We start from the raw sequence: 10,900 nt of genomic DNA on the forward strand, positions 1-10,900 counted from the left end.
AAAAAAAAAGAAAAGGCGATAGCCTTTAGGTGAGGATTAACGAACCGACTTTTCTTTTTCTGAAGGTGGAGATTTTTGAGCGTTATTTGCTCAAAAATACTACCTGTTCCTTACGGAACTTTTAGCCTTTAATAATAGTGATAATAGAGAGCATCTACAAAAAATGCGTGAATCCCTTGATATGACTGGGTTGAATACACTTTTCAGGGTGTGACGTTTTCGTCACACTTTTAAGTCTTTTTGTGACGTTTTCGTCACACCTAAAAAAATACAAATAAGTAATAAAGTGGATAACTTGCTTTGAAATACATATAAAAAAGACTATATCAAATTGATATAGTCTAAAAAAATCTAGCTGGTAATTTTACCTTTTTACCATTTTGATCTTTAAGATTTTTCAAAGAATATTGAAACAACCTCATCGTTAATTTATCAAGTTTCACTTCATTTTTTCGAGGTGCACAAATCATTATGTAAGGATTTACCACCCATGTTCTAGGACTTACAGTACGACCATTTTCAATAATTTGTCCAGCACCTTCTGGATTAAGTAAAATTTCTTTTTTCTTTAATGAATTCATAAGCAAAGAAGTTTTTTCTCTTGATTTCCCTATCATTTCAGCAATTTCAGAAACAGTTGCTGCTTTTGGTAACTCATAATCTTCCTCAGCGCTCTTTCGTTTCCTTTTAAATTTATCATCTCTACAAATAATAACATTACTTCTAAATTCCAAATAAGCTTGAATTCTAAATAAAAAACTTTCTTCTGCTTGAGTTAAATAACCAATACTATTCAACAAATCTAAATTTCTATGCATTACTTGATTAAATGGTTCTCCAGCAAATGGATCTTTATTAGTTCCAACATAATGGTCTTCTCCAGTTAATTCTTTTAACTGTTGTAAAAGAGATTTTTTTAGTTCTTCAGCTTGGTCTCTTTGTTTTCCATCTTTCTCAAAATCTCTTTTTCTAGCATTTCTATCAGCTTGATTTAAAGCTTGTCCCAATTCTTCATTCATTGGTTAATTCCTCCTCTAAATTGAGGGAATCAACAAAAACACCTATTTTTTGCTATTTGATTATAAAACAAATTATGATAATCTATAATCAGATAAATGAAGTCTAGGTATTTTCGTAGAATACCCTATAAAAAGAGTCATGTTCCAGCATGGCTCTTTTTTTCATTCTATCACGTTTTCAATAACCTTGAAGATAAAAACAAAGTTTCCCTATTTTTTTACCGTTCCCTATCAAAATCTCGATGTTTGCTTATTTCTCTCTTATGTTCACGTTCAAATTGATTATCTACTCCCTTGCTATCCAATTCATTCTTAACAATTCCTCTAAGCACCTTAAATTGCTCTTTAAGAACTTTTTTCGTTTGTATATACAAAACTCTTATATTCGTCTGTAAACCCTTTATATGAGCTTTTAACGAGCTTATTTCTCTATTTAATAAACCAACTTCTTTTTGCAACTTACTTTTTTCTTGTTTCAACGTTCGATTTTCTTTTATCCAGCCCTCTGCATGCACTTTTAAACTCTCATTCTCTTTCACAAAATCTATCTTTTTCAAACGCTCATAATCCTTTTTGATAGTAACCGCTGCATTCACTTGCTTTGTTACTTCTTGATATTGTTCTGGTGATAACACATAATTTCTTGTCTGTTTCTTCGTGATTTCAGCTTTTCCAAACATTTTATCCTGCACTTCTACTACTACTTCTTTACGTAAAAATGGAATTTTAACAGGTTCATTTGGTACTTGATCCGTAGCACTATCTAATTCTTTTTGCATTTGTTCTACTCTTTTTTCTAACTCTATATGACGCTGACCAATTAACTGCAGCTTTTCATTTTCACTCTCTACTTGTTGCTTTACTATCTCTAATTCTTTGTACGTATCAACGACATCACTTTCCAAACTCGTTTTCGTTACTTCTAATTCGTTTGTTTTTTCTTCAACGTTTTTTAAATAATCGTCAATCGTTTGTAAGTGTGTTTCTTTTTCTTCTACTTGGTTTTCAATAGTTGACTTTGCTTCTGCATACTCTTTGTATTGACGAACTTTCATGTACTTATGTGAACCTACATTAGCACGTTCAAAATTCGGAATATATTCTTTAGCCAATTGCTCGATATAAGCCGTTTCTGTTTCTCTCCAATGCGCAATTAACTTTCTTCCCGTTCCTTCGACACCTTGTTGTTGCAAGGCTCTATCCATTCCGACACGCCTCGTTAATCCTCGACTACTTTCGAAATTCGGTACATAGTTAATATGTAAATGCGGATTGGCTTCATCATCATGTAAAACCATGTTATAAACTGCTAGATTGGGATTTCGCTCTTGAAACGCTTCTGCATACCGTTTTAACGCTTCCTTTTTGGCTTCCCTATATTTCGAGTCGTCTTTACCTTCCCCAATCGCCACAACTAATTCTCGTTGCTCATGTGTCTTATCATCTTTATGTACTTTGTTATAATAGTCATCAATTTTACGATCATTCCGTTTTTGTTTCTCGTTATACTTGTCCACGGCTTCTTGAAAAACATCCTTGTATACACTTCGGATGTCCTTTTGAACAAAATAAATATTCTCATGTAACCTAGCTGGATCAATACCAGGATTCCCATAAATATTTTCTCTGTTATTATGGCTTAATGAACTTTGATGAGATTGATTAAATGAGATAGAACCTAACATAAAGTGCCACCACTTTCCCCAGATTAATTGATACAATAAGTCTAGCAAGGCGACGAAATTGTGTCAATTGACGTAACCCTATACGTATTTTGACGCTAACGCATCAAAATCGATAGGGGTCTGCGACGCTTGTCGTCTTCGCCGAGCCATGTTCAGCATGGCGAAATCAAACCTTGGGCATCGCCCAAACCCACTGGGGAACTCTTCCCCAGACCCCATATATCCAACTCCCCAACCCCTCAATCCTTGAGGGGCTCCCTCGCCGGTTGGCAGGGTCAAACGGATACCGTTTGACCCACACAAAAGGGTCTTGGGTGTGGTAAATATGTCAACTCCTTAATGCTCCTTCACTTCGCTTTGCTTCGTTCGTCCGCTTACCGTTGACATATAGCCATATTAAACCCGGTTTCTTTTTTTAAAATTTATTACAATAGATAATAGTTTATAAATAAAAAAGAGAAAGATTTTTATAATCCTTCTCTTTTTATACTAAAAACTGCAAATACACTAATACATTAAAAATTTTGTGAACATGAAGTACAAGGTCCACCAGTAGGTTGGAATACAACATTATCTACAAAAGCTGTTGCACCGACTCCGCCTGTTGCTGTATTTTGGAATGAAATACATGCTGCTGTGACACCATCAGGTATACACACAACAAGGTGATAATGTTGAAAAAGAGATTGTGGTTGATTCATAACAGGTACAATATGTGGAATATTTAATGGTCCAAGTGTGGTTGGAGAAGGAGGACATCCCTGTCCAAGCTCTGGAAACGATACAGCAGCAACAAGAAAAGCTCCGTCCCTTACATCCGCAGCAAAAGTAAGCGTAAAACAACACCCCGCTTCTACATCAACGAGTTGCGTCAAGCTTCCACCTGGATCAAGTGATGCAGCCAAAAGACTAAATGAACCATCTGGAAGAAAACGACCGCTGTGCACATTTGGAAAACCTACTTCTGTAACAGGTCCATTTTGAACCCACCCTGGTACAGTATCACCTGTCACACCTGGGAAGTCAAATCCAGGATTGTCAAGAAGATTTGTACATGGACAACACCCTACTGCAGTTGGTCCTGTTGGTCCTGTTGGTCCTGTTGGTCCTGTTGGTCCTGTTGGTCCTGTTGATCCTGTTGGTCCTGTCGGTCCTGTTGATCCTGTTGGTCCTGTCAGTCCCGTTGGTCCTGTCAGTCCCGTTGGTCCTGTTGGTCCTGTTGGTCCAACTTCAATTGGAGGTACAGGGGGAAGGAAACGATCACACCTATCCTTGTGATTACAATTTCTTTTAAATTCTTTCATTTTTACACCAACCTTATCTTTCACCCACTTACACCCTATAACTTATTAATTAGTAAACTAATAAGTATAAGAAAAAAACCTAAAAAGTAAAAATAAATATAAAGAACAAGTCCTTATGTAACAGATATAAACCTATTTAATAATATATAAAGAACCTAGTTTGTTATAGAGGTTCCTGTTTCTCCTGTTGGACCTGTTAATAAAGGTGAACGAAAAAATAGATGACAGTGTTGAATAAATTAAAGCTTGTTCAACAGCAGCTCCACATAAAACAATATTTTCTTCGTTCATACGATCACCTCCTATGGCTACTTTTCATAGGAGGTGATTAGCTGTGGTTTTAACCAAAACTATGTTGTAAATGCTCATAGCATTGTATGTTGGATTTCAATTGTAAGTTCCAATGTAAATTTCTAGATATTAGTTTACATTCATATCATCTATTTGATTGACTTTATTACAATTCATGATTTTTCTCCAAAATCACTATCGAAAGTATACATTCAAAATGATATGAATAAATTGGAAAACTCAAACACACAAAAATCATATCTCTCTTTTTCATAATGATTTTACATTTATATATCTGTATGTAATATTAATTAATTTTATAGATACTAATAACATAAATGAAAAAAAATTAATACATTGGCATTGAACAGTTTTAAAAATCTAAAGTAATTTCAAAAAGGAGACTAAATAAGATGAGTGAACAACATCCAATTAATACATCATGTCAGGTGATAGGACAAACTCAAACACAATTAAGTAATAAAATTGAAGCACCAACTATTACTACAGAAGCACCAATTGTACAAATGCCAGTTGTATTAACTGAAAGAACAATTCAAATTGTTGTAGAATCTAATATTTCATTAGATCCTCCAGCAATTGAAATTAAACGTATCATAAAAAACGACGTATTTTTGAAACAATGTAATTTAGTTCCTCTAGCATTTACCCCAATACCAGGTACAAATTACCACCTAGTTACAAAAGCTAAATTATTTTTCCAAGGATATATTCGTAAAAATATTGAATATGTAAATGATGAATATACTAGAATTATATATAATTGTAGTATAAATGTTCCATTTTCTAATTCTATAGATCTATTAGAGGATGATTTTCTATCTTTAGCTTTAATAGCTGGTTCCTTAGATACTACATCTCATTTTATTAATCCTAAAAACGGTGATTTACCACATTCAGAAAAATATCCCTTCGAAAATACAATTTTTTATAACAAACAACCATATTGCGAATTAGTTAGTACTCAATTTGTTGGATTAGACTTTTCCCCTTGTCTAACCGACTTAAACGAACCATTTGATACTCTTCATGAAAGAATGGTATTAAACCTTACTTTAAAAGTTTTACAAATACAACAAGTACAAATTTAAAACAAAGAAAACTTCTTATTTTTCAAAATCAACCTACTTAAAAAGAACACCAATGCCCGTTGATGTTCTTTTAAAAGAGACTATAAAATAAAATAAGATGAATTGAAATAAGTGAGTGAAACCTATTCCAATACTACAATATATGTTTGACTAACATTTATAGTGCTAAAAATCTAATATCATTATTAATAATAGACAAAAAACTCACTTCTTATTTTTTTTCAAATGAAAAGAAAAAGTCTTTTTATCATTAGATTTTAATTTATTTACCAAACAGGCGACTCCAAAATAACTTCTTCTGTTCTAAAGCTGCTATTAGACGACTACTATCCTGTATTTCTCTTAATATCTGCATTAATTGAACATCTCTTTGTTCTTCTCTTATTATGTGTTGAACATCTGTTTCCTGTAAAAGTTTACTTTGTTGATCAAATCTTTGAATCAACTCTAAATTAAGTTGTTCCAATCGTTTTATACGTTCTACTAATGTTTTTATGTGTTCTGTAATTGCTACCTCATTTTTTGTAACACTTGTCATTGCTAAATTTACAGCCTGATCTAGCCTTAGATTTTTCTTTCTCATAGCAACTATTAGCCGTTCTATAGTTGCTACATCATTATCATAAAAAATCCTAGAATTATTGTTACCCCGCTCGAAAGAATACCCAGCTTTCTCCAAAGCAAAACAATATTTACGCAAAGTACTTGAGCCAATCCCTAATTTCTTAGCTACCTCAGCCCCCCAATAAGTTTGAGACATATTGTATTCTCCCTCTGTTCTAAGCTGTTTTTCAATTGATATTTAGTGTTTTTCTTCTAAAAAAGGTGTTACCTTTTATAACCATCAATTTTATTAAAAAAAGAAAAAAACCTATTAGTAGATTTTCTTTCTTTTCAAAGAAGATTTCTATATAAACGTAAACAAGTACAACAGTACTCAACTCACATATAATTTATGTTTTTTTATTCAAGATGGTTCAATATTTAGACGAAAATACATACTAGACGAAAATACATACTAAACAAAAACTAGCATAAAAAATCTTGATTTTATTAATCTAATTTAACCTTTATATCTTAAAATAAGAAAAATAACTATTATACAGGCCCTCACACAAATGGATATATTAAATATCATATTTAAGTAGATAGCTTTAAATATAAAATAAACGGGGGTCATTTTAATTGAATAAACCTGAGTACAACAATGACAATCACAACAAAGATTGTAGAGTTAAATCAGAAACACGAACTCCACTTAGCGATACTGATGTAACACCTGTTCTTGCAACAAATCCAAGAGTTAAAATTCCAGTTGTATTAGCAGAAAGAACACTTCAAATTGTAGTAGAAGCAGATATTCCACTTTGTCCACCAGCAGTAGAAATTAAAAGAGTGTTAAAAGATGTGTTTTTAACACAATGTAAACTAGTTCCTGTTGACTATACACCAATTAATGAAACAGGATATTTAGAAGTAACAAGAGCTAAATTATTTGTAGAAGGTTATATTCGTAAAAACATTGAATATGCAGGCTATGATTGCAATGGCGTAATTTATGATAAAATTGCAAAAGTGCATTTCTCTGGTTTTGCTGAATTAGCTGATGATGATTTTCTTTCTGCACCAATTATAGCTTTCTCTTCAGAAAGCAAAGCTCGTTTCATTAATCCAAAAAATACTGATATTCCTCGTCTAGACAAATACTTCTTTGAAAATAATGTTTTCTATAATGAACAACCATATTGTGAATTAATCAGTGCAGAATTTTATGAGCTTGACTATGCACCATGTCATAGTGATCATGATAGTCATGGTGAAGGCTCATGTGAAAGAACACATTCAGAAAAAGCATTTGACAAATTACGTGAAAAAATCGTTCTTGATTTGACTTTAAAAGTATTACAAACTCAACAAGTTCAACTCGGAGCACCTACAAGAGGATTTAACTGCTAATTAAAAATGTTCATAGACTAAAAAGAAAGAAGAATCCTAAAAAATTCTTCTTTCTTTTTTTATAGATTTAAAAATTTATTTATTAAACAAAGTAACTTCAAAACATAAATCCATACCTACGAAAAAGAAAAGGCACTCAAATGAGTGCCTTTTCTCTATTTATCTAACCATGTCATAGGAACTTTTTGCTCCCCTAATATTTCGAATTTAATCTCTCCATTTTCATAATATACTCGATTTATAATTGGTATAGTTTCCATTTCATTTTCTTTTTCACTTTTATATTGATTTTTTGTTTTTATACAAATAATATTCATCAGATATTCCTCCATTTTACCCACAATTTTATCCACAACAAAAAAAGAATACTTTTTTCTCACAATTGTAAATGTATTCTCATCTTCCCCATTTATTCTTCTAATTTTGTAGTTGAAATCACGAATTAACCCTTAAAATATGATCTAACCTATATTACCAATAAATTTTATATTTCAAAGGTATTTCATTTTATCATGTATAATATATTTTCAGGAACGTCAATTGGAACGCGAAAAGGAGCGTGAGGAACGATGTCTGATGGAACGCGGAACGGTATACAATCCAATCCACTTCCCGCCTTCCTAACTAAGGAAGTAGCAGAAATTTTAAGTATTAGCGAAAGCTATTTACGTAAATGGTGTTTAGAGTTAGAAAAACACGAATACACCTTTATAAAAGTTCGTGATCCTAAAAGTAATCGTGAGTATCGAACCTTTACTTCAAAGGATATAAAAGCTTTGAAACAATTTCAAACACTTATGAAAGATGCCGGATATAACAAGGTGGATGCTGCAAAAACTGTAGCAATAAATATAAATAATGAAAATTGGAACACGAGTGGAACGTCCCATGATCCAATGGATTCCCCAACTTTGCTTATTACAAGAGATAAAGAAATATTGGAACGCGAAAACAATACTAATTTATTACGTGAACTGTTACATGAGGAACGCGAAGAACGCGAAGAAATAACAAAAGAACTTGAATCCATAAAAGAAGAACTACGACGAACTCAAGAAGAATTTCAAACATTGAGAGACGATATACAAATATACAAAAAATACCATGAACAATTGTTACAAGAAAGAGATGAACAACTACTACATAACATACAATCTATTCAAGAGACTAAACAACTAGTTGCTCCTACTATAGAAAAGAAACAACATTGGTGGAAATTCTGGAAATAAAAAAGATTTGCTTATATGCAAATCTTTTTTATACATAATTTTATACAAATTTTTGTACTAATACAGGACATTCATAAGCCTGAAAACTCCTAATATCTCGACAATGTATAAATTCATGCATATCATGACAAACAAAGAAAAAGCGAAATCCTTATTATATCAATGGATTTCGCTTTTTCTTTGCTACCGATAATAGGACGTTATGTTAACTATATACGAATATCATATTCATCCAAAATTGCCCTGATTGATGGTACAATTAAAGTCTTGGAGGGATATTATGGGAATTTATTATGTATTACTATTTCTTATATTCGGCACTGCAATATTCTTATTTTTCTTGTCTAGTTCATCAAAAATTAAGGCTAAAAACCTATCATTGATAATCGTCTGTTTAGGGATAAACCTACTCATAAGTCCAGTGGCTTTTTTTATAGGCGGGATAGCTGATTATGCAGGTGTGGTGGCTAATTATGGAGCTTATGTTGCGGGTGATTCGGCAACAGCTCCTCCTCTAGTTAGTCATGTGCTTTATTTTTTAGGAGGATTTCTCTTCATTCAGGGAATACCACTCCTCATACTACTTTTAGCTTTTTGGAAGTTTACAAGAGCAAAGAAAACAAAACAAGTATAAAACACATAACGAATAAGTGGATGCCTTTTTAGAGGAGAATTGAATCTCTCCAATCAGGAGAAGTTTAAAATAACTTCCAATAACGATAATTATGTAAATGAGCTGCCCATATGGACAGCTCATTGTATTTTTTGCTTAGCGTGGTTTTGATCTTATCTTTTGGTTTCCCCCTTTGCTTTTTAGCTAGAGTGCTGGCTCGTCGTGTGGGGGCGAAACCCCACGTATTACATAGCTATTTTTGAATAAGGATTACTTTTTATCCTATATATAAAAGTGAGAAGAGCAAAGTGAAAAAAGTCAGTAATATCAAGGGTTTATAAGGTATAGGGTGTACCCAAAAAGGAACACCTTAAAAAGGATAAATACTAATGAAAAAAGATGTCAATATAAAATGACATCTAAAATAAATAAATTGGAACGTTATGTTAACTCTCTATGAATAATCATTCATAGAGAGTTTCTTTTAGAATTCAAAAGAGATTTTTGTTTTTAAGCTTTCAATTTAACAACAACAAACAATCCATTTCTATCTCATTTTTTAGCTTTTATATAAAAGTTAAAAAATGAGATAGGTTAGTAAACAAGCGTTGTTCTTATTAAAGCATAAAATAAAATATAACTCTTTATTTGAAAAGGAGGTATAAGAAAATGAATAGGGATAATAATTATTTAGAACACAAACATCATTGTGATTGTTGCAAACAGGAACATCATTGTAGTTGTTGGAAATATAAACATCAGTAATTTTTATTAGACAAGCATGGACAAGCTTACAAACAAAAAACTATCCTACATTGAATATAATAAATATTATAAAGAAAAGAGCTTGGCTATTCTGAACACAAAATCTACAAACTTCTTCTCAATCAACATCATCATATGAATATTCATTTAGAAATCTATTATTTGATGTAGAAATAGAACCTCACTTGTTTCAAAATCATTCCTGATCACATCGATGCGATTTTTTCCATTTATAAAAATAAAATACCAATTTATAGTAAAGTCATCACAACACCAATGAACTATCAATAACGAATTTTAAAACAACTAGCATCTCTTCCAAGGACTAGTTGTTTTTTATTTTGATCTTATCTTTTAATCTTCCATTGCTTTTAACCCTATATATAAGAATGAGAAGAGCAAAATGAAGAAAGTCAGTAATAACAAAGGTTTATACGAAGTAAAGTGTGAATTTATTTTCACACCTAGAAAGTGAAAAATAATACAAAAAAAGTTAAGGTTTTATAGAAGATAGGGTGTCAAAAAAAAGTGACACCTAAAAAAGGTAAATAAAAACTGCCAAATTTCTTTATAATAGCATGATTCTACAGTGTAAAAATGTTTTATCATGCTATTCACCCCTGTTTTTGGGTGTGAGTGCTGGCTCGTCGTGTGGGGGCGAAACCCCACATAGCGTTAATTACATATAAAAAAAGAAGAATATTTTGAACGGAAGAACTGGCGGTTCGGCTGGTACAATTATTGATCCAAGTTGAGCAACTTAACCCCGTTTTTGGTCTGTTCGGCTTGGCAAAAGCTAAAAACCAGCCGAAAAAAGTTCCGCAAGGACAGAAAAAAAAAGAAAAGGCGATAGCCTTTAGGTGAGGATTAACGAACCGACTTTTCTTTTTCTGAAGGTGGAGATTTTTGAGCGTTATTTGCTCAAA

The 10,900-nt window shown here is 32.1% G+C and carries 9 protein-coding genes and 1 pseudogene; 4 read left to right on the forward strand and 6 right to left on the reverse strand.

Annotated elements, in window-relative coordinates:
- Window positions 1–341 precede the first annotated feature (341 nt).
- The 3 genes from ACUXEY_RS27845 to ACUXEY_RS27855 all read right to left on the reverse strand — a co-directional run bounded on the left by ACUXEY_RS27845 (window position 342) and on the right by ACUXEY_RS27855 (window position 4,008).
- Window positions 342–1,019 (reverse strand): hypothetical protein, encoded by a 678-nt coding sequence (locus tag ACUXEY_RS27845; RefSeq protein ID WP_001001388.1) that lies wholly within the window; start codon window positions 1,017–1,019, stop codon window positions 342–344.
- Between the two features lie 218 nt (window positions 1,020–1,237).
- Window positions 1,238–2,704 (reverse strand): plasmid recombination protein, encoded by a 1,467-nt coding sequence (locus ACUXEY_RS27850; protein WP_461302058.1) that lies wholly within the window; start codon window positions 2,702–2,704, stop codon window positions 1,238–1,240.
- A 515-nt stretch (window positions 2,705–3,219) separates the two neighbouring features.
- Window positions 3,220–4,008, reverse strand: coding sequence for a collagen-like protein (locus tag ACUXEY_RS27855; RefSeq protein ID WP_461302062.1), 789 nt, complete (start codon window positions 4,006–4,008; stop codon window positions 3,220–3,222).
- A gap of 704 nt (window positions 4,009–4,712) precedes the next feature.
- Here ACUXEY_RS27855 and ACUXEY_RS27860 point away from each other — a divergent pair.
- Entirely contained in the window at window positions 4,713–5,411 is a 699-nt protein-coding gene (locus tag ACUXEY_RS27860) for a CsxC family protein (RefSeq protein WP_429603266.1), read from the forward strand.
- A gap of 262 nt (window positions 5,412–5,673) precedes the next feature.
- Here the strand turns inward: ACUXEY_RS27860 and ACUXEY_RS27865 are convergent, their stop codons facing one another.
- On the reverse strand, window positions 5,674–6,171 hold the full coding sequence (locus ACUXEY_RS27865; RefSeq protein ID WP_461302059.1) for a DUF3967 domain-containing protein: 498 nt from the start codon (window positions 6,169–6,171) through the stop codon (window positions 5,674–5,676).
- A 425-nt stretch (window positions 6,172–6,596) separates the two neighbouring features.
- Between ACUXEY_RS27865 and ACUXEY_RS27870 the strand changes: the two genes are divergently transcribed.
- Entirely contained in the window at window positions 6,597–7,367 is a 771-nt protein-coding gene (locus ACUXEY_RS27870) for a CsxC family protein (protein ID WP_461302060.1), read from the forward strand.
- Between the two features lie 155 nt (window positions 7,368–7,522).
- Here ACUXEY_RS27870 and ACUXEY_RS27875 read toward each other — a convergent pair whose 3' ends face one another.
- Window positions 7,523–7,684: a hypothetical protein gene (locus ACUXEY_RS27875; protein WP_461302061.1), complete on the reverse strand. Its 162-nt coding sequence runs from the start codon at window positions 7,682–7,684 to the stop codon at window positions 7,523–7,525.
- Window positions 7,685–7,936: 252 nt separating this feature from the next.
- On the opposite strand from ACUXEY_RS27875, the gene ACUXEY_RS27880 reads away from it, so the two are divergent.
- Both ACUXEY_RS27880 and ACUXEY_RS27885 read left to right on the forward strand, forming a co-directional pair.
- A complete protein-coding gene (locus ACUXEY_RS27880) occupies window positions 7,937–8,596 on the forward strand; it encodes a DUF3967 domain-containing protein (protein ID WP_098670224.1) in 660 nt (219 codons plus the stop codon).
- Window positions 8,597–8,876: 280 nt separating this feature from the next.
- A complete protein-coding gene (locus ACUXEY_RS27885; RefSeq protein ID WP_242248896.1) occupies window positions 8,877–9,230 on the forward strand; it encodes a hypothetical protein in 354 nt (117 codons plus the stop codon).
- Between the two features lie 1,358 nt (window positions 9,231–10,588).
- Here the strand turns inward: ACUXEY_RS27885 and ACUXEY_RS27890 are convergent.
- Window positions 10,589–10,900, reverse strand: a pseudogene (locus tag ACUXEY_RS27890) (hypothetical protein); the annotation flags it as partial.

The organism is Bacillus sp. F9_6S_D1_P_5 (assembly GCF_054823925.1).

Bases quoted from the DNA above. Each gene is read 5' to 3' on its own strand.
- ACUXEY_RS27845 (WP_001001388.1), bottom strand. From the start codon at position 1,019: ATGAATGAAGAATTGGGACAAGCTTTAAATCAAGCTGATAGAAATGCT.
- ACUXEY_RS27850 (WP_461302058.1), bottom strand. From the start codon at position 2,704: ATGTTAGGTTCTATCTCATTTAATCAATCTCATCAAAGTTCATTAAGC.
- ACUXEY_RS27855 (WP_461302062.1), bottom strand. From the start codon at position 4,008: ATGAAAGAATTTAAAAGAAATTGTAATCACAAGGATAGGTGTGATCGT.
- ACUXEY_RS27860 (WP_429603266.1), top strand. From the start codon at position 4,713: ATGAGTGAACAACATCCAATTAATACATCATGTCAGGTGATAGGACAA.
- ACUXEY_RS27865 (WP_461302059.1), bottom strand. From the start codon at position 6,171: ATGTCTCAAACTTATTGGGGGGCTGAGGTAGCTAAGAAATTAGGGATT.
- ACUXEY_RS27875 (WP_461302061.1), bottom strand. From the start codon at position 7,684: ATGAATATTATTTGTATAAAAACAAAAAATCAATATAAAAGTGAAAAA.
- ACUXEY_RS27880 (WP_098670224.1), top strand. From the start codon at position 7,937: ATGTCTGATGGAACGCGGAACGGTATACAATCCAATCCACTTCCCGCC.
- ACUXEY_RS27885 (WP_242248896.1), top strand. From the start codon at position 8,877: ATGGGAATTTATTATGTATTACTATTTCTTATATTCGGCACTGCAATA.